Here is a 26,649-nt window from a genome sequence, read left to right as displayed (position 1 = left end):
GTTTTTGCCCGGTCTGAATTGCGCCGGGCATTTTTATTTGAAAATGCGAGAGGGGATAAAATGAAAAAATTCGCTTTAATCACTGGTGCCAGTGGAGGGATTGGGTCGGCTATAGCAGAAGAACTGGCCAGCCAAGGATGGAACCTTTATTTACATTATAATGAGAATAAACAAAATGTATTAGATTTAATTAACCAATTGAGTCATTATGAAGTTGAATGTATGCCAATTTATGCCGATTTATCAACAAAAGAGGGAGCGCATCAACTTTCACGAAATGTTTTTCAAATTGATGCGATTGTTTATTCCTCCGGCAGTGCACCTTATGGCTTGTTTTCAGACCTGACTGAAGAAGAAATGGATAAAATGTGGCAATTACATGTAAAAAGTCCAATGGTATTGATTCAATCTTTATTATCTCGCTTAATGCAACGTTCATCTTCTCGCATCGTTCTGATTAGCTCGATATGGGGACAAACAGGTGCAGCATGTGAAGTCTTGTATTCGACTGTTAAAGGAGCGCAAATTGCATTCGTTAAATCATTGAGTAAAGAAATAGCCCGTTCAAGCGTGCGAATTAATTGTGTAGCACCAGGAGCAGTTAAAACAAATATGATCGCACAATTTGATAATCAAGAATTGGAAGAGATGGAATTAGCTATTCCATTAGGATATATAGCTGAACCGAAAGATATTTCCGGCACCGTTTCTTTCTTACTTTCTGAAAGATCCTCCTATATAACTGGACAGGTTTTAGCAGTAAATGGTGGATGGTACACATAATTACTAGAGAATAATGTGATTTTGAATTGTACATAATAACTGCGAAGCTTCTCAATAAAAGGAGGTAATGACATGTCAATTTTAAATAATTGGGATCAATGGAAAAACTTTTTAGGTGATCAGCTCGATGATGCGCAAGAACAAGGAATGTCTGACGGAATTATCGATAAGATGGCTCATCATGTCGGAGATTATTTAGCGAAACATGTAGACCCAAAGAATGAGCAACAAAGAGTATTATCTGATCTCTGGTCTGTTGCTTCAAAAGAGGAACAAGAAGCTATTGCTAGTGTGATGGTAAAACTAGTAGAAAACAACAGTTCCAAATAAAATTTGTGGGTTAGATGACTGTGTTCTAAAAGTATTTCTTTTCTTTTTAAAAGAAAACTTTTAAGAACCAGTCTTTTTTTCATTCAATTCACAATATGTTTTTCTTTCAAATTAAATGATTATCCGCTATTATATATACTAGACATCTTTACGTAAACTTAGTTTGACCGAGGAGTGGGTCGTAGTGGATCGGAAAGAATGGTATTTTGAATATGAAATTACAATTGATCGGCCCGGTCTTTTAGGAGATATTTCTTCTTTATTAGGGATGCTATCGATTAATATTATTAGTATTAATGGAGTAGATAGTGGAAGACGTGGTCTTTTGATACGTGCAAGTAATGAAGTGCAAATAAAACGATTAAAATCTATTTTAGATACAGTTGATACAATTAAACTGACAAAGATGAGAGAACCAAAGCTTCGTGATCGTTTAGCTGTTCGACATGGTCGCTATATACAAAGAGATATGGATGACAAAAAGACATTCAGATTTGTGCGCGATGAACTTGGATTGCTTGTTGACTTTATGGCTGAATTATTTAAACAAGAGGGGCATAAACTAATCGGGATTAGAGGGATGCCACGCGTAGGAAAAACCGAATCGGTTGTTGCTGCGAGCGTTTGTGCGAATAAAAAATGGCTGTTTGTTTCCTCAACTTTGTTAAAACAGACAATACGTAAAGAATTAATCAAGGACGAGTACGATGCTAATAATATCTTTATTATTGATGGGATTGTTTCTAGAAAACGGGCAGATGAAAGGCATTTGCAACTTGTCCGAGAAATTATGTGTCTCCCAGCAGTGAAAGTAATCGAGCATCCTGATATTTTTGTACAGCATTCTGAGTATTCAATTGAGGATTTCGATTACATTATCGAACTAAGAAATACCCCTGAGGAAAAAATTACATACGAGGCGATGTCGCAGAACAGTCTTTTTAGTGAACCTAATTTTGGGTTTGATTTTTAGGATAGGCAGGTGTTGGAATTGTCAGATTTAGGTAGCAGACTGCGAATGGCGAGAGAGGAAAAAAGTCTAACATTGGACGAACTTCAAGCTATTACACGAATACAGAAGCGGTATCTGTCTGCGATTGAAGAGGGAAATTTTGAAGTAATGCCCGGAAAATTCTATACTCGAGCATTTATTAAGCAATACGCTGAGGCTGTTGATCTTGAGCCTGAAGTTTTGTTTGAAGAATATAAAAATGAGATTCCGATAGCTTATGAAGATGATTTGCCAGAACAATTAACGCGTGTACAGTCACGAAATTCTGTTTCACGAAAAGGTTCGAAACTTATTGAGTTTTTTCCGAAAATTCTAATGGCCATCTTCTTTATAGCTATTATCGTTTTAGTCTGGTATTTGGTCACCAATTTTCTTATTTCAAATGATAAAGACGCGGTAAATGATGAACCAAATACATCCATTGATATCTCAGAATCAGATGATGTCCCATCAACTGATTCAAGTGCTGATGACAAGGGTAACGAGGGTCAGACAGATTCAACGGATCAAGAAAAAAAAGATGATGATCAATCAGAAGAGGACAAAGAACAGGACGCACAAACAATCACGGTGGAAAATGTTGCTGGAAATACAACAACTTATGAGGTTTCAGACATGAGTCAGTATGAAGTGACCGTGAAAGCGACAGATTCTGGTGAAGCATGGATTGAAGTGACAAATAACAGCGATAAACAATATGCGTCCAAGAAAATTGCTAACGGGGAAAGTGAAACTTATGATTTCTCTGAAGACATAGAGGCGTATATTCGGACGGGAAGAGCGATGGATACGGAAATTTATGTAAATGATGAGAAACTAGAATTTGAAAGTGAAGCAACTGTACAAAATATCATTATTAAATTTAATAAGCAACAATAACTTTTTCCGCCGCTTGTCGGCGGTTATTTTTACTAAGCTTAGAATTAAGCTTTTGATTGGGAGGAAATTTTTTCATGAATTTACCGAATAAAATTACTGTATCTAGAATATTACTTATTCCAGTTTTTTTAATCTTTATGCTTGTACCCTTTCGATGGGGCATTATACAACTTCCAGGGACAGAGATTGAACTCTCCCATCTTATTGGTGCATTAATTTTTATTATTGCTGCAGTGACAGATTGGGTGGATGGTTATTTTGCACGAAAATACGAATTGGTTACAACTCTAGGTAAGTTTTTAGATCCGCTTGCCGATAAACTACTTGTTTCTGCGGCGCTTATTGTTTTGGTTGAAATGCAGTTGGCTCCCTCGTGGATCGTGATTATCATTATTAGTCGCGAATTTGCTGTGACTGGATTACGGCTTGTGTTAGCGGGCTCTGGTGAGGTAGTCGCAGCTAATATGTTGGGGAAAATAAAAACATGGACCCAAATCATTGCTATCTCTGCCTTACTTCTTAATAATATCTTTTTTGAAGCAATAGGTATTCCCTTCGCTCTAATTGCTTTATGGATTGCGATGTTTTTTACAATATGGTCTGGCTATGAATATTTCCATAAAAATAGAAAAGCACTTTTAAATTCAAAATGATGAATATAATGCGGGAAGGATTTTGTTGGGATGAATGCTGAAATTATTGCGGTAGGTACAGAACTTTTGCTGGGACAAATAGTGAATTCGAATGCACAGTTTATATCGCGTGAACTAGCCGAATTAGGGGTTCATGTTTACTATCATACAGTTGTTGGCGATAATCCGAAAAGATTAGAAAAAGCGATTTCTATTGCTGAAGAGAGAGCAGACCTTATTATCTTTACGGGAGGATTAGGACCGACCAAAGATGATTTAACGAAAGAAGTCATCGCGGCCCATACCGGAAAGCAACTTGTGGAAGACGCTATTGCTATGGAGAATATCGTTTCCTACTTCAAAAAAACAGGAAGAAAGATGTCAGAGAATAATAAGAAACAAGCTCTTGTTTTAGAGGATGCATCAGTCCTTCCAAATGAACACGGAATGGCTCCAGGCATGTTCGTAAAAAAGGATAATCAATTTTATATGTTGTTACCTGGACCACCACATGAAATGCAGCCAATGCTTCGAAAATATGGTGCATCCGCTATTTTAGATCAACTAGAATCACGGGAAAGAATTGAATCCAGGGTATTGCGTTATTTTGGGATTGGCGAATCTCAGTTGGAGGCAGAAATTGAAGATCTTATTGATGCACAAACAAATCCAACTATTGCTCCACTTGCAGGTGATAATGAGGTAACAATTAGAATAACTGCTCGTGATCGATCAGAGGAAAAGGCGATTCAAATGATCGATCAAATGGAAAGAAAGATTAATGACCGGGTGGGAGAATTCTTTTATGGATATGACCAGACGACAATAATGAAAGAATTGCTTACCATTCTGGATAAAAATGATTTAACGATTGCTGCAGCAGAAAGTTTAACGGGCGGTATGTTCCAATCGGAAATGACAGGTGTAACAGGGGTAAGCACGATGTTGATTGGAGGAGTTGTTTGTTACTCTAATCAGTCAAAAATAAAGTTGTGTCAAGTAAAAGCTGAAACGATTGAGAAACATGGTGTTGTAAGCGAACAATGTGCGATTGAACTAGCGGAAAATATCCGCACCATCTTAGGGACCAATATAGGAATAAGTTTTACAGGAGTAGCTGGTCCTGATTCTCTGGAAGGACATCCAGCAGGCACTGTCTGGATTGGTATTTCTTTTGATGATCGTCCGACTAAAACCTATCATTTAAATCTTTCTGGTTCGAGAATTGGCAATCAAAAAAGAACAGTAAAATATGGCTGTTATTACCTATTAAAAGAATTGGACAATTCCCGTATTTCCTAAAGTCTGTTTTGGATTAGAAAAAGTCGTAAATTTTGACACTATTTGATAATTGCAGATGACTGATTCAACCAAGCTTTTCTTTGCAACAAATTTATTTTTGCACTTATAAGAAGTAATCTATTTCTAAAACAATCAAGAGCGCGCTTTGACGCTTTTGATTGTTTTCTATTTTTACATATTCCTTCATTGAAATTTATTCACAGATGTGGGGATTATTATTTTTGAAAATTTATCAAAACGGCGTTTTTAAGGTGAAAAATGTATAAAAAAAGGATTTTCTTTCAATAAAAATGCTCTTTTTCATTCCAATTACTCATGAAAAACAACGAATAAATGTTCGTTTTTTACTTGGCAAACAGGAAAAAAAGCATTATACTAGAGTTAGTTCTAAATGATACAGTAAATTAATTTAATAGAATATAAACATAGGGAGGATATTTCATGAGTGATCGCCAAAAAGCATTGGACTTGGCATTAAAACAAATAGAAAAACAATTTGGTAAAGGTTCGGTTATGAAACTAGGAGAGCAAACAAACCGAAAAATTTCTACTGTATCGAGTGGTTCTCTTGCTCTTGATATTGCATTGGGAGTCGGGGGTTATCCGAGAGGGCGGGTTATAGAAATCTATGGTCCTGAAAGTTCCGGTAAAACGACCGTTGCTCTTCATGCGATTGCTGAAGTGCAAGCGAACGGAGGACAAGCGGCTTTTATTGACGCTGAACATGCTCTGGATCCAGTTTATGCTGAAAAATTGGGTGTGAATATTGATGAATTGCTTCTTTCACAGCCTGACACTGGTGAACAAGGTTTAGAAATTGCGGAAGCTCTTGTTAGAAGTGGAGCTATTGAAATCATTGTTATTGACTCAGTAGCAGCATTAGTACCAAAGGCTGAAATTGAAGGAGAAATGGGAGATGCCCATGTAGGGCTACAAGCTCGTTTGATGTCACAGGCACTTAGAAAATTATCAGGTGCAATAAACAAGTCAAATACGATTGCGATTTTTATCAACCAAATCCGTGAAAAAGTAGGAGTAATGTTCGGAAATCCTGAAACGACTCCAGGGGGAAGAGCCCTCAAGTTTTACTCCTCTGTTCGTCTTGAAGTTCGTCGTGCAGAACAATTAAAGCAAGGGCAAGAAATTGTTGGTAATAGAACAAAGATAAAGGTAGTTAAAAACAAAGTTGCCCCTCCATTCCGAACAGCTGAAGTGGATATTATGTATGGAGAAGGAATTTCGCGTGAGGGTGAGATTGTTGATATGGGGGCAGAGCTTGATATTGTCCAAAAAAGTGGTTCTTGGTACTCATACAATGAAGAACGAGTTGGCCAAGGGCGTGAAAATGCTAAGCAATTTCTGAAAGAAAACCCACAATTACGAACTGAAATTATGTATAAAATTCGTGATCATTATCAATTAGATGAGGAAAAAACAATTTCTCCAGAAGTAGAAGAAGAAGAACAAAATGAGTTCAGCCTTTTAGATGAATAAGTTTAAATTGAAAAAACAAAGTCCATTTGACAAGTGACTTTGTTTTTCTTCTATTATAGGAGCGAACTTCACTTGACATTAAAACGTCACAACTATAAAATTAACATGTATATTTTACATTTTTTTCGCATGCATGAATTTGAGCTTGGCTCAGTATATTGAAACCTATGTAGCAATGTACCAGCCGACATGAAAAAAATTATTGTAATTTCATAGCAAGGGGAGGTGAAAATATGGAAACACCCATTATCATCATCTCCATTTTGCTTGCCCTTATCGTCGGTTTAGTTGTTGGCTATTTCATTTTTAAATTGATTACAGAGGCTAAAATAACAGGTGCTAAAAGTTCTGCTGAGCAGATTTTAGTAGATGCTAAGCGAGATGCAGAAGCATTAAAAAAGGAAGCCTTGTTAGAAGCGAAAGATGAAAATCACCGTCTTCGTACTGAAACGGAACTTGAACTTCGAGATAGAAGAACCGAATTGCAAAAACAAGAAAATCGATTATTGCAAAAGGAGGAGAACCTCGACCGAAAAGACGAAACTCTTGATAAGCGCGAAAATACGCTTGAAAGGAAAGAGGAATCTCTTAATGAAAGACAACAACATATTGAAGAGATGGAAAGCAAAGTGGATGAATTGGTCCGTAAACAAGAGGCTGAGATAGAACGAATTTCCGGATTAACTCGTGAGGAAGCTAAAACAATTATTCTGTCAGATGTAGAAAGAGAATTGGCTCATGAGACTGCTGTTATGATCAAGGAAAGCGAAATGCAAGCTAAAGAAGAAGCTGATAAGAAGGCAAAAAATATTCTTTCTCTTGCTATTCAACGTTGTTCAGCTGAACATGTGGCCGAAACAACTGTTTCCGTTGTAAATCTACCAAACGATGAAATGAAAGGACGAATTATTGGTAGAGAAGGCCGAAATATCAGGACTCTTGAAACATTGACCGGCATTGATTTAATTATTGATGATACACCTGAGGCTGTAATTTTATCAGGTTTTGATCCAATTAGGCGCGAAACTGCGAGAATAGCACTTGAAAAGCTTGTCCAAGATGGAAGAATTCACCCTGCTCGCATTGAAGAAATGGTGGATAAGGCTAGACGAGAGGTAGACGAGCATATTCGTGAAATTGGTGAACAGACAACATTTGAGGTCAGTGTCCATGGATTACATCCTGATCTAATTAAAATACTTGGCCGATTGAAGTATCGTACAAGTTATGGACAAAATGTTCTTAAACACTCAATCGAAGTTGCTTTTCTATCGGGGCTACTTGCGGCAGAGTTAGGCGAGGATGTAACACTTGCTCGTCGTGCAGGTTTATTGCATGACATCGGTAAAGCAATTGACCACGAGGTAGAAGGTAGCCACGTAGAAATTGGTGTTGAATTAGCTACAAAATATAAAGAACATCCAGTTGTGATCAATAGTATTGCATCCCATCATGGGGATACTGAACCAACATCGACTATTGCTGTATTAGTTGCAGCCGCAGATGCGTTATCAGCTGCAAGACCTGGTGCTAGAAGTGAGACTCTCGAAAATTATATTCGCCGTTTGGAAAAACTAGAAGAAATTTCTGAGTCTTATGATGGTGTTGAAAAGTCATATGCTATACAAGCAGGAAGAGAAGTTCGGATTATCGTAAAACCTGAACAAATCAATGATCTAGAGGCACATAAACTAGCACGTGATATCCGGAAGAGAATAGAGCATGATCTCGATTATCCGGGGCATATTAAAGTAACTGTTATTAGAGAAACACGAGCAGTCGAGTATGCGAAATAATACAAAGCGGGGTGTGATCACTCCGCTTTTTTGTGTGTATGCTTTATAATGAAATAAACTGTAGCATGTAATGCATGTTCAAAAGAAAGGGATTTTGCATGGAAATTTTATTTATTGGTGACGTTGTTGGATCACCTGGAAGAGCGATGGTGCAAGAATATTTATCAAAATTAAAAAGAAAATATCGGCCACATGTCACCATTATTAATGGCGAAAATGCTGCAGGAGGTAGGGGAATCACAGAGCAAATATATAAACAGTTTCTTGAAGCTGGAGCGAATGCAGTAACTTTAGGGAACCATGCTTGGGATAATAAGGATATATTTGAATTTATTGATGAGGCTAAATATTTGGTTAGACCAGCAAACTATCCTGAAGGCACACCTGGAAAAGGACTTACCTTTGTTAAAATTAATTCAATTGAAGTAGCCATCATCAATCTGCAGGGGAGAACATTTATGACTGCACTTGATTGTCCATTTAACAAGGCCCAAGAATTAATTAATCTCGCTAAAAAACGCACGAATATTATCTTTGTTGATTTCCATGCTGAAACAACTAGTGAAAAACAAGCGATGGGTTGGTTCCTTGACGGGAAAGCAACAGCTGTAATTGGTACACACACACATGTGCAAACCGCAGATCACCGGATTTTGCCTAATGGAACAGCATATTTAACAGATGTAGGAATGACGGGGCCATATGATGAAATCCTCGGAATGGAGAAAGGTGCAGTTATCCAAAAGTTTCGCACGGCCTTACCAGTGAGATTTGAGGTACCTAAGAGTGGTCGAGCACAGCTTAGTGCTTGTTTAGTCAGTGCAGATCCCAAAACTGGAACAGCTAAAAAAATCCGCCCGATCCTTATTAATGATGATCATCCGTTTTTAGATGAATAGTATTTATCAAAATGTTTTTAGCTTAGCGTCATGGATAATATAAGAATGTAATCTTATCCTTTAAAATGGAGAATTTAAATAGAGATTACCGAAATAGTTAGCGACATTGTTTCATTTTTAATTGACGTTTGAATTCTCTTGTTCTCTCTTTTGGACAATCTGGAATAGTTCATAATTTTCCTGAATATAGTAACAGTGGAAAGGGTTACTGCGATTGTGATTTGTACAATTGTATGGGGAAATGACAAGGAGGAACAAGAAATGGAAATATTAAAAGTTTCAGCTAAATCCAATCCTAATTCCGTGGCGGGTGCGCTAGCAGGCGTTCTCAGGGAAAGGGGAGGCGCGGAAATCCAAGCGATTGGAGCCGGGGCACTAAATCAGGCAGTGAAGGCAGTTGCAATTGCAAGAGGTTTTGTCGCCCCGGGAGGTGTTGATTTAATCTGTATACCTGCATTTACGGATATCTTGATTGATGGGGAAGAAAGAACAGCTATTAAGTTAATAGTAGAACCGAGATAATCCATATTCATTATTTGCAGATCAAAAGATTCGTTTGCGCTAGCTTACGGATCTTTTTCATTTTTTCACTGCTCAGCAACATGTTACAGCTTGTTAATGAAAAAGCCTCATTAAAAACATGCATTGGTTAGTTGGCAAAGCATTTATTTGAATGCTCTAACTCTTAAATAACAAATAAACATGTTGCTTCTTCACCAAGCAAACCTCGGAATCGTTTTATTCATCGGAAAATATAATACCACTAAAGCGAGTAAGTAATAATTTTAGTCCATAGTTAGAGATATTACATTAAAATTAACCAACATAATGGTTGAAATGATTGAGCTAGAGGATTAGTGAGCAATGTGTTCGAAAATTTGTGCGAAATGCAGGTATAATGGAAGGAAGCTGAATGTGGAAAATCATCACAAGCAATGGAAGAGGAGCACCTGACTTTAAAGAGATAGCAAAGGTTATCTCTTTAAAGTCAATTTCTTACTCTCTTAAAAAATTTGGAATAGGCTAATGTTGTATTCAAAAATAAAAGCCTATATACTAGTAGAATGAATGTAAAATTTTAGACCACTTCTTTTTAAACAAGGAAAGTCTAATTTGGCTAGTATGACGCGCAACCTAGGCATCAGGAATGACGCTGTACAAGATATAGAGCTTTTTATGTTCTTGAGCGCTTCTTTTATTAAAAATGATTGAAGGATAAAGTTAGAAAGGGGATTTTCATGAACGAGAAACAACGTTTAGAAAGTCAACAAGTTCAGAGTCCAGAAAAAAATAAAGAAAAAGATTATAGCAAATATTTTCAAACGGTCTATATGCCTCCATCTCTAAAGGATGCTCGTAGAAGAGGAAGAGAGGAAATTAAATATCATGATGATTTTGACATAGATGAACGTTTTAAAGGAATGGGAAATGGTCGTAAATTCTATATCCGGACATACGGTTGTCAAATGAATGAACATGATACAGAAGTGATGGCTGGGATCTTTATGAATCTCGGTTATCAACCTACTGAAACAGTGGAAGATGCTGACGTTGTTTTAATGAATACTTGTGCTATTAGGGAAAATGCAGAAAATAAGGTATTTGGTGAATTAGGGCATTTAAAACATTTAAAAATGGAAAAACCGGATCTTCTATTGGGTGTATGTGGATGTATGGCGCAACAAGAGTCTGTTGTCAATCGAATATTGCAAAAGCATCCTTTTGTTGACATGATTTTTGGAACTCATAATATTCATCGCCTTCCTGAAATTTTAAATGAAGCTTATATGTCTAAGGAAATGGTTGTTGAGGTTTGGTCTAAAGAAGGGGATGTTATTGAAAATCTCCCTAAAGTTAGAACAGGCAATATAAAAGCTTGGGTAAATATTATGTATGGCTGTGACAAGTTCTGTACCTATTGTATTGTTCCTTATACAAGAGGAAAAGAAAGAAGTAGAAGACCAGAAGATATTATACAAGAAGTACGCCAACTAGCTGCACATGGTTATAAGGAAATTACTTTACTCGGTCAAAACGTAAATGCTTATGGAAAAGACTTTGAAGACATCGATTATCGCTTTGGTGATTTAATGGATGATCTAAGAAAAGTAGATATTCCACGTGTTCGCTTTACGACAAGTCATCCGCGTGATTTTGATGATCATTTAATTGAAGTACTGGCTAATAAAGGAAACCTGGTTGAACATATTCATCTACCTGTACAATCAGGATCTAGTGCCATGTTAAAAATTATGGGTCGTAAATATACAAGGGAGCATTATTTAGAACTTGTTAGGAAGATTAAGCAAGCAATACCGGATGTTTCACTTTCTACCGATATCATTGTAGGGTTCCCGAATGAAACGGATGAGCAATTTGAAGAAACAATGTCCCTTTACCGTGAAGTTGGATTCGAGACAGCTTATACTTTCATCTATTCAGCTAGAGAAGGTACTCCAGCGGCGAAGATGAAAGACAATGTTTCGATGGAAGTGAAGAAAGAGCGACTACAACGATTAAATGCTTTAGTGAATGATTATTCAAGAAAAGCAATGGAAGCTCATAAAGGGCAAATCGTAGAAGTGTTAGTTGAAGGGGAAAGCAAGAACAACCCTGAGATTCTATCTGGTTATACACGGAAAAACAAATTAGTGAATTTTAAAGGTCCGAAATCGGCAATTGGAAATCTTGTTCAAGTTAAAATTACTGATGCTAAGACATGGACACTAAATGGAGAAATGATTGATGTAAAGGAATCGGTTGAGGTGATTTAATATGGAAAAATACACGAAAGACGATATATTAGTTCGGGCACATGAATTAGCAACAATGATTGCAAACACTGAAGAGGTTGATTTTTTTAAGCGAGCGGAAGCACAAATAAATGAAAATCAAAAGATCCGCGAAATGATCGCTAGTATTAAGAGTCTACAGAAACAAGCTGTTAATTTCCAACATTATGGGAAAGAAAGAGCGCTCCATTTGGTAGAGGAAAAACTGGAAAAATTAGAAGCAGAATTAGATGAAATACCTATTGTGCAAGAATTTAAACAATCTCAAGTAGATGTTAATGATTTGCTACAAATGGTTTCCTCTGCAATTTCTAATAAAGTAACAGATGAGATATTACTTTCAACTGGTGGCGATTTACTGACAGGCGAGACAGGATCTAAAATTAAAAACAGCCCATCTAGCTGTTAATAGCAAAAGCGCTAGTCACTGTTTAGCGACGAATAAACTTGAATAATAAGGGGGAGTGGCTAAAAACGCTGTCCTCGTAAATGGCTTGGCTTTCCAATGCTGGAAGTCGCATATTCTAAGTATTTCAACGCTAACAATTATGATATAGAATATAAATATAAATAAAGACTTTCTATCTAATTAAGCACTAAAAGCATTTCTAATGTACTTCATATAGGAATGCTTTTTTGCATGGCACTTTTTCAGAAAAAGGGGGATTCGGATTATCGTGTAGAAATTTAAGGAGGGATAAGCTGACTTAGCAAATAGGATTTACGAGGGGTCGTTACGTGACAGTCACGCCCTGGGGCCTGTCGACACTACCTTGATGTTCCCTCTGCAGTGCAGGTCATGCTCACTGGCCGCGAGGGAGCATATTCCATTTGTGTTAATTAAAAGCTCTATTTCATTCCGTACTATTTCCGACTATCCAAAAAAGTTTAAAGTTGTCTCCGCACTTTCCTCAACATTTTCCATTTCCATCATACACTATCATAGGCGCAAAAGAAGTTTTGGTTTTTTAGGAAATGAGCACAATCATCTAGGTAAATGCATAGGATGAAGGGAAAATGAATGAGGAGGTTCGCTCGAATGGCAGAATATAGAGAAATTATAACTAAAGCAGTCGTTGCGAAAGGGCGTAAATTTACGAAAGCCAATTATACAATTAGCCCACCGCATCATCCTTCGAGCATTTTAGGCTGTTGGATTATCAATCATAAATATGAAGCGCGGAAAGTCGGCAAGAAAGAAGTCGAGGTAAGCGGCTCTTTTGATATGAATGTTTGGTATTCCCATCACGATAACACGAAAACATCTGTTGCAACTGAAAGGGTAGATTACAGAGATATACTCAAGCTTCACTACAAAGATCCTGATTGCATGGATGACCGACAAGTTTTAGCCAATGTTTTACAACAGCCTAATTGCGTAGAAGCCGTTATTTCTAAAAAAGGGAATAAAATTCTTGTGACAACCGAAAGAGAATTTCAAGTTGATGTCATTGGTGAAACAAAGGTTTGTGTTGAAGTTCACTATGATAAATGCTCAGATGATGATGATTATGATTTACATGAAGAATTATCTGATAGTGAACTTGAAGACATTAACACGGAATTTCTTACCGCTGACGAGGAAAAAGATTAACCGGGAAGGTGTTCCCGGTTTTCTTTTGTTTCAAGATAAGTTTATATGATGAAATTGCGGGTTCAGGTTAGCAAAAGACATGGTCGTAGAATGTATATGTTCGACACTAGTCCACTTTAGACGTCTGAAGTTCGAGAGCGTGTACTTTTAGCCGAAAGAAAGCTTTAAATTCGTGATGCAAGCAAGAATAATGATTTTCAATTCTTAGGAGTGGACTTGCTGCTTGAATGCTGGCCTCTGTCTGTTACAAGATATGTCGCTTCTTCGCTGCCAATCCTTATTTTTTTAAATCGCCTAAAATGAAATGGGAATTTACGCTAGTGATTGATTAATCCTTGATATGTTATACTAGTTTGGACATAGTTTTTGAGAAGAAAGGAAATCGGTACATATGGCTCAATATACTCCGATGATACAACAATACTTGAAAATAAAGGCAGAGTATCAAGACGCCTTTTTGTTTTTTCGTTTAGGGGATTTTTATGAAATGTTCTTTGAAGATGCGCTAAAAGCATCTCAGGTTTTGGAAATAACATTGACTAGCAGGGATGGCGGGGCTCAGGACAAGATCCCTATGTGTGGGGTGCCTTACCATGCTGCTGCTGGTTATGTAGAACAATTAATTAATAAGGGATATAAAGTGGCCATTTGTGAGCAAACAGAGGATCCCAAGCAAGCTAAAGGGGTAGTACGACGTGAAGTCATTCAACTAATTACCCCTGGAACAGTTATGGATGAGAAAGGCTTAAATGATAAAGAAAATAACTATATTGCCTCGATTCACCGTGATCAAGATGGAAAATATGCGATCGCCTATACTGATTTGTCAACAGGGGAGAGCAAAGCTTTATTAGTAGAAAATTCCCTGGAAAGATTAGCAAATGAAATAGCCTCTATAGGCGCAAAAGAAATCGTTGTCGATCCGAACTTTGCCCAAGATGAAATTACTTTTATACAGACACGTTGTCAGGTAGTAATTTCTTTTGAAGATGAGTCAACAGAGATTCAAGAGTTTCATGAATTGGTAAAGCAACTTCAAAGTGCTCCACTGAAGAGTGTTGCTCAGAGACTATTATGTTATCTAAAAAAATCTCAAAAAAGAAGCCTCCATCATTTACAACCATTTACTGAATATGAATTAGATCAATATATGAAAATTGATTACTTTTCAAAACGTAATCTTGAGATTACAGAGTCAATCCGGGGAAAAAATAAAAAGGGCACATTATTATGGCTTTTAGATGAAACAGTTACAGCTATGGGCGGCCGTTTACTAAGACAATGGATTGATCGTCCCCTTATTAAAGAGGATAAAATTAACCAACGGCTTGATATGGTTGAAACACTGTTGAATCATTATTTCGAAAGGGAAGACCTGCGCGATAAATTAACAGGTGTTTATGATTTAGAACGCCTGTCAGGGCGAGTAGCATTTGGAAATGCCAATGCTCGGGATTTCATTCAATTAAAGAAATCCTTAATGCAAATTCCGGCTATCATACAATTAACGGAACAGTTAGAGCAAGAGTGGGCTAAAACATTAGCAAGCCAATTAGATCCATGTAAAGAACTAGTTACTGTTTTAGAGAATGCTATTGTAGAACAACCTCCCATTTCTATTAAAGAAGGGGGGCTTATCAAAGACGGTTTTCACGAGGGATTGGATCAATATCGGGATGCCAGTCGAAATGGAAAACAATGGATTGCCCAATTAGAAAAAGAAGAAAGAGAAAAAACAGGAATAAAATCACTAAAAGTAGGATTTAATCGTGTATTTGGATATTATATTGAAGTGACGCGAGCAAATATTCATCTTCTCCAAGATTCGCGTTATGAACGTAAACAAACATTAGCCAATGCGGAAAGATATATAACTCCTGAATTAAAGGAAAAAGAAGCACTAATTCTTCAAGCAGAGGAGAAAAGTGTAGATTTAGAATATGAATTATTTGTGAAGATAAGGCAAACTGTTCAATCCTATATAAAAAGAATTCAGCAAACAGCAAAAATTATTAGTATGTTAGACGTTTTTCAATGTTTTGCCACTATAAGTGAAAAACGCCATTATACACGTCCGATTTTCAATACAAATCGAAGAATTGCTATAGAAGAAGGACGGCACCCGGTTGTTGAAAAAGTGATGGATTCAAATAGCTATGTACCAAATGATTGTTATATGGATGCACAAAATGAGATGTTCTTAATTACGGGTCCTAATATGTCTGGTAAGAGTACATATATGCGCCAAATTGCGTTGATTTCTTTGATAGCACAGATCGGTTGTTTTGTTCCTGCTAAATCAGTTGAGTTACCAATTTTTGATCAAATATTTACTCGAATTGGAGCAGCAGATGATTTGATTTCTGGACAAAGTACTTTTATGGTCGAGATGCTTGAAGCGAAAAATGCCCTTATGAATGCAACAAATGCTAGTTTAATATTATTTGATGAAATAGGACGTGGTACGTCTACATATGATGGAATGGCATTAGCTCAAGCTATTATTGAATATATTCATGAAAATATCGGAGCAAAAACGCTTTTTTCCACTCATTATCATGAATTAACAGTCTTGGATGAAAAATTAACCAAATTAAGTAATGTCCATGTTAGTGCGATCGAGCAACAAGGAAAACTTGTTTTCCTTCATAAGGTAAAAAAAGGTGCGGCTGATAAAAGTTATGGTATTCATGTTGCAGAATTGGCGGAACTGCCGGCTAGTCTCATTAAAAGAGCGAATGAAGTTTTAAATGAATTGGAAAAATCGGCTAGGGATTCTCAATTGGAAACAGCTGTGACAATTGATGAAGAAGAAGAATCTACTCATGTTCAAGAACAGCTAACATTCTTTGAGCCGCCAGAATCAAACAAAGTGGAAAAATCAGCGCATAAAGTGTTAGAGAAAATCCGCAGCATTGATATTTTAGAACTGAATCCAATGCAAGCAATGAACGTACTCTATGAGATTAAAAAACAACTTAAATAGGATATGCAAAAGAATTTTAGTTGGAGCGAGATTATTAAGTAACGTTTACGCATAATAAGCATAAACATGGAATATCGCATATTTTGTACAAGCCAGCCGTTAACCAACAGCGCCTTAAGCCGATTTAGTTTTATTTAACCTCCTTATTAGGCATGCATTGAAATAACATATGGCGAAAGGTGGGAATGAACAATGCCTGAAATTATTGAATTAGATGATTTTCTTTCTAATAAAATTGCGGCAGGAGAAGTAGTAGAGCGTCCTGCCTCTGTTGTAAAAGAGTTAGTTGAGAACGCCATTGATGCGCATAGCACGATCATTGAAATTGATGTCGAAGAAGCTGGCCTAGGGAAAATACGGGTTTTAGATAATGGGGATGGGATTGATGAAGCAGATATCCTACGAGCCTTTAAACGCCATGCTACTAGTAAAATTAAAGATGAGAGAGACCTCTTTCGGATTCGCACTTTAGGCTTTAGAGGGGAGGCCCTTCCAAGTATAGCCTCTGTTTCGATCATTGACCTAATCTCCGCAAAAGCAGGAAAATCTGGAACAAGGCTCCAGCTGGAAGCAGGGAAGGTAATAAGCCAAGAGAAGTCATCTGCTCGAGTTGGAACAGACCTTACCGTTTCAGATTTGTTTTTCAATACTCCTGCCCGATTAAAATATATGAAAACTATTCATACTGAAATTGGCCATATTTCCGATATTGTCAATCGATTAGCATTGGCACATCCAGAAATTTCCTTCAGACTTCGCCATAATGAGAGAGAGTTATTAAGAACGAATGGAAATGGCGATATTAGACAAGTATTAGCTGCAATATATGGAATGAATATCGCCAGAAAAATGGTTCCCATTGAGGCACAATCACTTGATTTTACCTTAAGTGGATGGGTATCCTTACCTGAAATAACGCGGGCTTCTCGAAATTATATATCAACGATGGTGAATGGCCGTTTTATTAAAAATTATTCATTGGTGAATGCGATTATGGATGGATATCACACATTATTACCAATCAATCGCCATCCTATTGTTTTATTGTCTATTCAGATGGATCCTATATTAGTTGACGTCAATGTTCATCCAGCGAAAATGACTGTACGTCTTAGTAAAGAAGCTGAACTTGAACATATTATTTCAACTTCCATTAAGCGAGCATTTAAACATCAGGAATTAATTCCAGCAGGAAATATAGCAGCAAGAAAAAGTGAAAGAAAATCAGAGCAGACATATCTTCAGTTAGAAGAAAGTAAGTTTAGTAAACCGCCGCTACCTAAAAGTGAGAACAGACCAATAAGTGATTGGCCGCAACAAAATAAGCGAGTAGTGGACCCAGAGCCAGTTGAATTAACAAAAGTATATGAGCCCCCTGAGATGGAGGAAGAAGAGTTAGCAACTGGTTTTGTTGCTAATGAATCGCCAGTAACGATAGAGCCAATTGTAGAGGAGAATACAGAGGAAACGCTTGATCGTATCCCTCCCTTGTACCCAATTGGGCAACTACATGGCACCTATATTTTGGCACAAAATGATCGCGGCTTTTATATGATAGATCAACATGCCGCCCAAGAACGAATTAAATATGAATATTTTCGGGATAAAGTCGGTGAGGTTACCAATGAACTTCAGGAAATGCTTGTTCCGTTAACTTTAGAATTTTCAACCGATGAATATATTAAAATCGAAGAACATAAAAACGAATTAGAAAAAGTAGGTATTTTTCTAGAGAATTTTGGGACGAATAGTTTTATTATTCGCTCGCACCCACATTGGTTTCCAAAAGGCTATGAGAAAGAAACGATTGAGGACCTAATTGAACAGCTGCTTACGATGAAAAAAATGGACATTAAGACACTATTAGAAGAGGCAGCTATTATGATGAGTTGTAAAGGATCCATAAAGGCGAATCGTTTTTTAAGGCAAGATGAAATTCAAGCTTTAATTCAAGAGTTACGTAAAACTGAAGATCCTTTTACATGTCCACATGGAAGACCTATCATCGTTCACTTTTCAACTTATGAAATAGAAAAAATGTTTAAAAGAATTATGTAATATTCAACAACGCGAATCCCTTGCCTGTATATGGGGGTTGCGTTGTTGTTTAATATATTGACAACAATTTGACCACAATCACCAGTTACTCGCCTGATTTCTTATCGATTTTGCGCACTTTTCGATTAAGATCTTGCTAGCTGGAGGAGAGATAATTGCTTCTATAACCGTGATAAAACATCTAAACAAATATCTTCTTTGTAAAAAAAAGCCTTTTTTTAGGCTGATGAATTGATAATATTTTGCTATTTTTTATATTATTGAATAATTACTTCTAATTCGTACTTCTGGGACAGTTGATCATAATCCCTAGCCTTCTATATTTAACGGTTTTCCCAATTGAATAGATATAGCTTTTGCGGAACGATCATCTTTAGGTTCAACGCCGTCAGCTGTTTTTATCCAATGTTGATTTCTTTCCGGGTCAATGAAGTTAGGGAGTTTATCTACAACATTTAATATTTCCTCCATTGAAAAGGCGGGACAGTGGATATAAGGTTGGGAATACTCTTTAATTCTATTTAGAATGGCCGTTTTATTGATGAGCCAAATTCCGTTTGCGTTAAAATTCCCAAAGGACCACCAAGGGTGATTAAAACTACTTATTTGGAGTCGGTGACAGCCAAAGGGGTTTTTTGTAAATTCACTTGCACCATAACAAAAATCCGATTTACCTATCCTTAACTTATCTCCATAGCAATAATTAAGTCCACCAACAATTTTTCTATCAACAATATCGCCATTGATATTCACAAAACAAGATTTCCAATTGTTAATTATTTCGTATAAACTGATAAAATTTAAATAATCCGTGCGTTTATCCGAGTAAACCGCTTGATGAATAATATTGTTGTTACTGTCATAAGACTCAATATATTGAGGAGCTGATTTCGCCAGATTAACTGCTTTAGTATAATTTTTCGAACGAGAATGTCCAAAACTAATTGAGATATACCATGCTGGGAAGGATGTGGAAAGTTTATTCTGTAATAATAATTCATTGGCTAGATCTGCTTTTTCTTTGTTTAACTTATTTTCAGTAATAGCGCGTTCTACAGAGGAATTTAAATCTTTTTCTGATACGTCATCTTTACTCATCCAAATACTATAAGATGATTTGGTTTTTAGTTTATAAATCGTTTTTGAGTTAGCGAGATACCATTGCATTGCTTTTTTATCGGCGTCAGGTAATATTGCGTATATCTCCTTTTGAAGAGTACCAGGGGATTCTCTAATTCTTTCATACAATAAATTACGTGAGTCTTCGACTTTATCAATATACTCCAATTGTTCATTTACCTGTTCCTCATTCCATGCTTTCGCCATTAACGCTCGTTCAACAACATTTTTAGCCAAACTAAACTTATCTGTCATTAAGTAACAGTCGATCAATACGTCTCTACATAAAATACTTAGTGGAGGAAATGGAGCTGCGAACTCTTCCTCAATTTTAATTTCCTTCAGATATTGATGAGTATGGAATGCATTAGTATTATTTTCCTTGATAAAGAACTTGAGGTTTTCCATACCTTCTTCACACAAAGAGATGCATTTATTTATATCCCCACTCCCGTCTTTTCTAGGTATGACCTCTTTAATCTTGTTATGCAAGTCAAAATGTTTTTCACTAGCCTTCTTTTCTGTAATCATCTTTCTCCTCCTTATCTAATAAGAAAAATCATTAATAAATTACTGATATAGAGACGTGATATTTTTCTTCTTATAGATCTTCTACATTCTCCTGCGGTGTTGTGGAACGATTGATAGTGATACTATATTGATTTTACTTGTGGTGGTAAGTAGGCAAACAATTTGGCGATACCGATAATATCGGGTAAAGCAATAAGCAGCTGTAGTCAATTTATATTATCTAATTGAGGTGTAAACATTTATTCGCCAAGAAAATAGTTGATAAGTGGATTTTTTAAAAAAATGGCAGAAATCTAGGACAACCATTCATTTTTCGACATAAGCTATACTAAGTCTTTGGTGAAGGGAGGGATAGGTTATGAGCCAAAATCATAATAAAAAAGGTCACCATAATGATGTAGAAACAGTATTCTATCCCACAAAAAATGTTGTAAATACTACGACCAACAGAAAAACGATTAGACGTGTTCATCCAACTCACGTAAAAAATATAAATAAGAACATCACTAGGGTAGAGAATTATTATCCTGTAACGGAATCTGAAAAAGATATAAATATTGTTGAGAACTATAATTGTGGAAATGATTTAGAAAATCCACGTTGTAGACCTATTAATGACAATGATGACTGTTAGTAAATTAAATTTGCATCCTTCGGGGTGTTTTTTAATACGAAGGTGGCCATCCAGTTAATTTTCTTTAGGTAAATCTTCTCACTATCCACCGTCTTTGAAGCGAGCTGTTTCTATAATAAAAGAATATAACCCTATCTTATGATTAGGGTTATATACTTTTCATCATTCCGCAATTTTTGCATTTGCGGATCAGTTTACCTTCTTGTATGTAACTATGAAAAGCAGCATGATTACAATTGTCACAACGGCCACTTTTAATATCAGGGTGCTCTTTTAAAATATAAATGGTATTGAGGTCATATTTTTCCGTGTCTATGGTGATCATATCCTTTCCTGATGCCTTATATATATTAGCATAAATAACCCTCCTTATAATTAGGTCATTTTACCTATATGATAAAATGATCAACCAAAAAATTTAGTTGTTAGTAGTGTGAGTCAATTTCATCATTGCTTATTGATGATCAATACACGAACGTTATTGTTAACGGAGATTGAATTGTTAGTCAATGTATTTCCTTAACTGAGTTGATTGGAGCGGAAAGCGTCCACCTGAAGCGTAAATCTCTATTATGAAATTGATTCAAATAAAAACCAGAAAATAATCATTTTTTTAATTAAGTCTTTACTCGTTATGTATTTAATTATTCGGAGACATTCCGTTCTAAAAGTTTTATAGTGCATTTAATTTTGTGCTTGTTTTAGGAAAGAACTTTTGCATTCGCATTCTTCTTTGTGAAAGAGGAAAAATTGTGTTCCTTCATTTTGTAAATTTGATTTTATTATAGTAGAAACGCCTTGCTAATAGAAATGCCCTTAAAAAATAGAGGTGATCCAGTTTGCATTGATGGTATATACTAGTATAATATTTAAGTAGTAATTGACCAATTCCCAATCGCCCTAACAGATTACAACTTTTCTAGATGAATATATAATGATACGAAAAATATTCGAATGGAATTTACCGTAATGGCGTTTTAAAAAATTATGTAATGTAATTGTCATATTTATCTTAAATTTTTGGAAATAAAATAAGTTAAAATGGAAATGATGAAAGTCTATTGGATAGGAGTAATGATAAAAGTGTATGCATTCATGATTATTGCTGTTATTCTTGTTTGTGTAATTGCTTTAATTGGTACGCTATTAGTTGGGAAAGAAGTAAGTACCAAGCAAAAACAATATGAAGTAGAGGGTAGTACATTAAATGACGAGATTGCTAGATCTCATGAATATGAAACAAAATCCCTAAAAACTAATGTCAAATCTTTAACATGGATTTATATTGGCCTGACAATACTTATATTAGTTACTTCGATTGGCATTATGATTTTCTTTTAAATAAGACCATCTGGATTATTTTCCAGATGGTCTTATTTAAATAAACTATAATATTTTTATGTAAACTTGGTGTAGAGATCATAATACTATAAGCCAGTGGTAAGGTATGGTACTATTGTTTAAAAAATGAGATGTTTTAAGAAAGCAGTGAATCAAATTGCAAACTAAACAGAAAAATAAAGTGATTTCTATTATTGGTCCAACTGCAGTAGGGAAAACAGAATTGAGCTTACAAATTGCAAAGCGATTTAATGGAGAAATTATCAGCGGGGACTCAATGCAAATTTATAAGGGAATGGATATTGGGACAGCAAAAATTAAGCCTAGTGAGATGCAAGGAGTACCTCATCATCTTATAAATTTGAAAGAGCCATGGGAGTCATTTTCCGCAGCGGAATATCAAAAAATAGTTAGGGGAAAAATTCAAGAGGTTCATAGTCGTGGAAACCTACCAATTCTTGTTGGTGGAACTGGGCTCTATATTCAATCTGTCTTATACGATTATCAATTTTCAGATGCCCCAGCTGATATTTCTTTTCGAGAGCGAATGGAGGAAAAAGCCCAGTCAGGGGAAGCGTTGAATTTGTATAATCAGTTAAAAGCAATTGATCCAGAAGCCGCAGACAAAATTCATCCGAATAATCACCGTAGAGTAATACGAGCATTAGAAATCTTTCATTGTACAGGAAAGACAATGACAGAATATCAAAAAAACCAACAAAGTATCCCGCTATATGGAGATATATTAATTGGGTTAACAATGGATAGAGAAACATTATATCAAAGAATTAATCAGCGAGTGGATCTAATGATTGCAGAAGGGCTAGTGCAAGAGGTAAGTGATCTAATGAATAAAGGACTCAGCGCTGAGCATCAATCAATGAAGGCAATCGGTTATAAGGAAATAGCAAATTATCTTGAGGATAGAACATCATATGAAGATGCTGTTACTTTACTTAAAAAGAATTCGCGTCATTACGCAAAACGTCAATTAACATGGTTTAGAAATAAAATGAATGCGGAATGGTTTGATTTAACCGATAAAAGGGAACACTGGAAAAAAATAGCCGAAATTATCGATTTTATTGCAGGAAAGCTTGAATTAAAATCGAATAATTAAATATAGAGATAAAATAGGAGGCCATTTTATGAAATCATCAGTCAATATTCAAGATCAATTTTTGAATCAACTTCGGAAAGAAGCAATCCCAGTTACTTTATTTCTACTAAATGGGTTTCAACTTCGCGGGAATGTAAAAAGTTTTGATAATTTTACTGTCCTTTTTGAATCCGAAGGGAAGCAACAATTAGTGTTCAAACATGCGATTTCAACATTTTCACCGCAACGTAATGTTCAAATCAATTTAGAAGAATAAATCAAATAAAGAAAAGCTATTTGCAAAACAGGATCCATATCAGTAGTGATCCTGTGGCAAATAGCTTTTTTGCGTAATAACTGATCAATCACTACAAAGATACTCCTTGAATCTCATTCTATTGCCCACTAAGAACGTCATTCTTTCTCAATTTCAATCTTTCTCAGTAATGGTCATGATTAAGAATGAATATACTGAAATAATCCTTTATCAAAGAATAGGCAAACATAAATTTCGGCTTATAGTGACTTTACCTTCAAACCCTTCCTCTCTGAAATTAAAGTTGTTGCCGGTGAATCTGGCAATAGTCATTTATAAAAATCTTGCCGTTTGCTTTTTTGAATTGATCTGGGCACAAAATGTAGCAATGGGCGTATACTGTTTTTAATGTGAGGTGATGAGGATGAGTGAACCAATTAGAATGAAAAATAATGGACAGATCAGTATTATGCTTAATGTGAACAATAGAGAAAAGATACCTGATTTACCAAAAAGCATTTCACCAAAACCTTTATCACAAGAGCATGTAATCTTGAAAGAAATTGAAAAAGAAATGAATTCTTTGGTGGGAATGACGCAAATAAAAAAAATGATGAAAGAAGTATATGCTTGGATTTATATAAATAAAAAACGTGAAGAAGCTGGATTAAAATCCGGTCAACAAGTCTTGCATATGATGTTTAAAGGAAACCCCGGGACTGGGAAAACGACTGTTGCCCGCTTAATTGGAAAATTATTTCAAAGGATGGATATTTTACCTAAGGGCCACTTGATTGAAGCAGAAAGGGCAGACTTAGTAGGAGAATATATTGGCCATACAGCACAAAAAACTCGTGATTTAATTAAAAAAGCTACAGGAGGAGTTTTATTTATTGATGAAGCCTATTCGTTAGGGAGGGGTGGGGAAAAAGATTTCGGGAAAGAGGCTATTGATACATTAGTAAAGCATATGGAAGATAAACAAAATGAATTTATTCTCATTCTAGCTGGATATTCCCAAGAAATGGATTATTTCCTTAGTTTAAACCCTGGCCTCCATTCACGTTTCCCACTTGTTTTTCACTTTCCAGATTATACAGCTAATGAATTGATGGATATTGGAAGACGTATGGTGGGAGAGAAAGAATATATTTTAAGTAAAGAAGCTGAGGCGAAATTGAAAGATCATTTGCTTTATGTGAAGGGAATAAAAGGTGAGCATTTTTCAAATGGACGTTATGTGCGCAACCAAATCGAAAAGGCCATTCGCTCACAAGCTATGCGGCTTTTAAGTGAGTCGCATTTAGATAAAAATTTATTAACAACTTTAATTAGTGAAGACTTTAAGTTTTCTAAGCAAAGTTAAATCGCAAAGATTCCAAACTTTGAATGAACGGCCAAAAACACCTACCTAAAGCAACGCCGTTCTAACTTGCTCCAAGTAAATGTTGCTGAGCCAGTGAGGTATTTTTTTCTTTTACATTGGCTCAGTAACAGTCTCGTCTTGACATACAATGCCAATGACTTCTGAGCGGGACAACTCCTTAGCTAATCCACATGATATGAAGTCATTTTATAGTTTCTAACCAATAAAAATACTGTCATTATGCCTACTTGCCTACAATACAGTATTTGAAGTTTTTGTATATAATCATACATATCGTGCCGTTTTTAGGCAGTATATTTTAAAGGGATTATTTGTAATCCTTAATTTTAATTGTGTTTCCTCCTAGCAACATAATAAACGTTTAGGAAGAAAACGATAAATTCGTTTTTAAAATCTGTTTTTGTTATGATAAAAATATGACGTATGAGGAAAAGAGGGAAATATTTGCAGAAACCCGGTAAAGAGAAGGTTATCATTGTAGGAAGTCAGACAATTGAATCAGACTTACATTTTCAATATTCTATGTCTGAGCTTGAGTCATTAGTTTCAACTGCTCAAGGAGAGACCATTGCGTCATTGACTCAGAAACAGGAAAAATTACATCCTTCTACTTATATTGGAAAAGGAAAATTAGAAGAACTGCAACATTTAGAGGAAGAACTTGAACCAGATTTGACTATTTTCAATGATGAATTATCTCCAAGTCAGCAGCGTAACCTGCAGGATAGACTTAATTCAAAGGTCTTAGATCGTACTCAATTAATATTGGATATCTTTGCACAACGAGCTCGCTCTAAAGAGGGGAAGTTACAAGTTGAGCTTGCGCAATTACAATATCTTTTACCAAGATTAGCGGGACAAGGAATTCTCCTCTCACGCCTAGGTGGTGGAATCGGAACAAGGGGGCCTGGTGAAACAAAGCTAGAGTCTGACAGACGGCATATTCGCCGTAGAATTGATGAGATAAAAAGACAGTTGCAAGTTGTTGTTCATCATCGAGAGCGATATCGTGAGAGAAGAAGGCGTAATAAAGCTTTTCAAATTGCCATTGTTGGCTATACAAATGCGGGAAAATCAACATTGTTTAACAGATTATCTACCGCACAAGCTTTTGAAGAAAATCAATTATTTGCGACCCTTGATCCTCTTACGAGAAAATTGGTACTACCTAGTGGATATAATGCAATCCTAACAGATACTGTAGGATTTATTCAGGAACTACCTACAACATTGATTGCTGCGTTCCGTTCAACCTTGGAAGAAGTACGAGATGCCGATCTTTTACTTCATGTAGTAGACAGTTCCAACCCAGATTTTGATAATCATGAGAATACTGTTTTACATTTATTAAAAGAGTTGGAAATGGATCATTTGCCTCAATTAATCGTTTATAATAAATCGGATCAAATCACTCCAGAGTTTGTGCCTCGCTCTGGTGAACATTTTATCATGAGTGCCTTTAGTGATACTGATCGCCAAAAACTAAAGCAAATCATTGAAAAAATGGCCACCGAAAATATGGATTATTATCATGTCGTTGTTCCATCTGATGAAGGAAGACTTTTATCCGTTTTGAAAAATGATACTATATTACGGGAATTTATATTTTTAGAAGAGGAACAATCCTACAAATGTAAAGGATATGTTTTAAAAGACCATCCTGTTAATGCGGCGTTGAAATTATACGGAGTTTAAGGGAGTTTAAAGGAGTTAGAAAGAGAATGA

23 protein-coding genes are annotated in these 26,649 nt (G+C 35.9%); 21 read left to right on the top strand and 2 right to left on the bottom strand.

The features are described from left to right. Window positions 1–60 precede the first annotated feature (60 nt). From ymfI to mutL, 15 genes are all read left to right on the top strand, one after another. Entirely contained in the window at window positions 61–783 is a 723-nt protein-coding gene (ymfI, locus tag J2Z23_RS02530) for an elongation factor P 5-aminopentanone reductase (protein ID WP_209973155.1), read from the top strand. Between the two features lie 72 nt (window positions 784–855). Then, window positions 856–1,113 (top strand): DUF3243 domain-containing protein, encoded by a 258-nt coding sequence (locus J2Z23_RS02525; RefSeq protein ID WP_057989282.1) that lies wholly within the window; start codon window positions 856–858, stop codon window positions 1,111–1,113. Between the two features lie 184 nt (window positions 1,114–1,297). Next, the gene (locus J2Z23_RS02520; protein ID WP_057989280.1) at window positions 1,298–2,086 is read left to right on the top strand and encodes a DUF3388 domain-containing protein; all 789 of its coding nucleotides are present in this window, start codon (window positions 1,298–1,300) and stop codon (window positions 2,084–2,086) included. Window positions 2,087–2,098: 12 nt separating this feature from the next. After that, window positions 2,099–3,004: a helix-turn-helix domain-containing protein gene (locus J2Z23_RS02515; RefSeq protein WP_128738513.1), complete on the top strand. Its 906-nt coding sequence runs from the start codon at window positions 2,099–2,101 to the stop codon at window positions 3,002–3,004. Between the two features lie 74 nt (window positions 3,005–3,078). Beyond that, window positions 3,079–3,657, top strand: coding sequence for a CDP-diacylglycerol--glycerol-3-phosphate 3-phosphatidyltransferase (gene pgsA / locus J2Z23_RS02510; RefSeq protein ID WP_209973153.1), 579 nt, complete (start codon window positions 3,079–3,081; stop codon window positions 3,655–3,657). Window positions 3,658–3,687: 30 nt separating this feature from the next. Next, entirely contained in the window at window positions 3,688–4,938 is a 1,251-nt protein-coding gene (locus tag J2Z23_RS02505) for a competence/damage-inducible protein A (RefSeq protein ID WP_057989273.1), read from the top strand. A gap of 441 nt (window positions 4,939–5,379) precedes the next feature. Continuing rightward, window positions 5,380–6,432: a recombinase RecA gene (recA, locus tag J2Z23_RS02500; RefSeq protein ID WP_209973151.1), complete on the top strand. Its 1,053-nt coding sequence runs from the start codon at window positions 5,380–5,382 to the stop codon at window positions 6,430–6,432. A 233-nt stretch (window positions 6,433–6,665) separates the two neighbouring features. After that, on the top strand, window positions 6,666–8,228 hold the full coding sequence (rny, locus tag J2Z23_RS02495; protein ID WP_057989270.1) for a ribonuclease Y: 1,563 nt from the start codon (window positions 6,666–6,668) through the stop codon (window positions 8,226–8,228). Between the two features lie 98 nt (window positions 8,229–8,326). Further along, a complete protein-coding gene (locus J2Z23_RS02490) occupies window positions 8,327–9,127 on the top strand; it encodes a TIGR00282 family metallophosphoesterase (protein WP_209973149.1) in 801 nt (266 codons plus the stop codon). A gap of 261 nt (window positions 9,128–9,388) precedes the next feature. After that, the gene (gene spoVS / locus J2Z23_RS02485) at window positions 9,389–9,649 is read left to right on the top strand and encodes a stage V sporulation protein SpoVS (RefSeq protein ID WP_018705045.1); all 261 of its coding nucleotides are present in this window, start codon (window positions 9,389–9,391) and stop codon (window positions 9,647–9,649) included. Between the two features lie 716 nt (window positions 9,650–10,365). Beyond that, window positions 10,366–11,901 (top strand): tRNA (N6-isopentenyl adenosine(37)-C2)-methylthiotransferase MiaB, encoded by a 1,536-nt coding sequence (gene miaB / locus J2Z23_RS02480; RefSeq protein ID WP_057989266.1) that lies wholly within the window; start codon window positions 10,366–10,368, stop codon window positions 11,899–11,901. 1 nt (window position 11,902) lies between these two features. Continuing rightward, complete coding sequence (locus J2Z23_RS02475) at window positions 11,903–12,328, top strand: YlbF/YmcA family competence regulator (RefSeq protein WP_057989264.1); 426 nt, start codon at window positions 11,903–11,905, stop codon at window positions 12,326–12,328. A 630-nt stretch (window positions 12,329–12,958) separates the two neighbouring features. Continuing rightward, entirely contained in the window at window positions 12,959–13,513 is a 555-nt protein-coding gene (gene cotE, locus J2Z23_RS02470) for an outer spore coat protein CotE (RefSeq protein ID WP_057989262.1), read from the top strand. Between the two features lie 391 nt (window positions 13,514–13,904). Beyond that, window positions 13,905–16,499 carry a DNA mismatch repair protein MutS gene (gene mutS, locus J2Z23_RS02465; RefSeq protein ID WP_057989260.1) on the top strand — a complete coding sequence of 865 codons (2,595 nt, stop codon included), beginning with the start codon at window positions 13,905–13,907 and terminating at the stop codon, window positions 16,497–16,499. Between the two features lie 192 nt (window positions 16,500–16,691). Beyond that, window positions 16,692–18,557, top strand: a complete 1,866-nt coding sequence (gene mutL, locus J2Z23_RS02460) for a DNA mismatch repair endonuclease MutL (protein WP_057989258.1) — start codon at window positions 16,692–16,694, stop codon at window positions 18,555–18,557. 309 nt (window positions 18,558–18,866) lie between these two features. On the opposite strand, the gene J2Z23_RS02455 is transcribed toward mutL, so the two are convergent. Next, window positions 18,867–20,207 carry a hypothetical protein gene (locus tag J2Z23_RS02455; RefSeq protein ID WP_209973147.1) on the bottom strand — a complete coding sequence of 447 codons (1,341 nt, stop codon included), beginning with the start codon at window positions 20,205–20,207 and terminating at the stop codon, window positions 18,867–18,869. 358 nt (window positions 20,208–20,565) lie between these two features. Between J2Z23_RS02455 and J2Z23_RS02450 the strand changes: the two genes are divergently transcribed. Continuing rightward, window positions 20,566–20,841, top strand: coding sequence for a CotD family spore coat protein (locus J2Z23_RS02450; RefSeq protein WP_057988961.1), 276 nt, complete (start codon window positions 20,566–20,568; stop codon window positions 20,839–20,841). A gap of 148 nt (window positions 20,842–20,989) precedes the next feature. Here the strand turns inward: J2Z23_RS02450 and J2Z23_RS22870 are convergent, their stop codons facing one another. Beyond that, on the bottom strand, window positions 20,990–21,166 hold the full coding sequence (locus J2Z23_RS22870) for a DUF8096 family protein (protein WP_476629902.1): 177 nt from the start codon (window positions 21,164–21,166) through the stop codon (window positions 20,990–20,992). Between the two features lie 749 nt (window positions 21,167–21,915). Here J2Z23_RS22870 and J2Z23_RS02445 point away from each other — a divergent pair. The 5 genes from J2Z23_RS02445 (at window position 21,916) to hflX (ending at window position 26,619) form a co-directional block, all read left to right on the top strand. Next, entirely contained in the window at window positions 21,916–22,182 is a 267-nt protein-coding gene (locus tag J2Z23_RS02445) for a hypothetical protein (RefSeq protein WP_064467958.1), read from the top strand. Window positions 22,183–22,339: 157 nt separating this feature from the next. Beyond that, the gene (miaA, locus tag J2Z23_RS02440) at window positions 22,340–23,302 is read left to right on the top strand and encodes a tRNA (adenosine(37)-N6)-dimethylallyltransferase MiaA (RefSeq protein WP_057988957.1); all 963 of its coding nucleotides are present in this window, start codon (window positions 22,340–22,342) and stop codon (window positions 23,300–23,302) included. A gap of 28 nt (window positions 23,303–23,330) precedes the next feature. Continuing rightward, window positions 23,331–23,558 (top strand): RNA chaperone Hfq, encoded by a 228-nt coding sequence (gene hfq / locus J2Z23_RS02435; protein ID WP_057988954.1) that lies wholly within the window; start codon window positions 23,331–23,333, stop codon window positions 23,556–23,558. A gap of 403 nt (window positions 23,559–23,961) precedes the next feature. Next, window positions 23,962–24,903 carry a stage V sporulation protein K gene (spoVK, locus tag J2Z23_RS02430; protein ID WP_057988952.1) on the top strand — a complete coding sequence of 314 codons (942 nt, stop codon included), beginning with the start codon at window positions 23,962–23,964 and terminating at the stop codon, window positions 24,901–24,903. A gap of 465 nt (window positions 24,904–25,368) precedes the next feature. Continuing rightward, window positions 25,369–26,619 carry a GTPase HflX gene (gene hflX / locus J2Z23_RS02425; RefSeq protein WP_238456114.1) on the top strand — a complete coding sequence of 417 codons (1,251 nt, stop codon included), beginning with the start codon at window positions 25,369–25,371 and terminating at the stop codon, window positions 26,617–26,619. Window positions 26,620–26,649: the final 30 nt, after the last annotated feature.

It is taken from the genome of Lederbergia galactosidilytica, from assembly GCF_017873565.1.
GTDB classification, from domain to species: Bacteria; Bacillota; Bacilli; order Bacillales; family Bacillaceae_C; genus Lederbergia; species Lederbergia galactosidilytica.
This window is presented reverse-complemented; position numbering and strand designations above follow the sequence as displayed.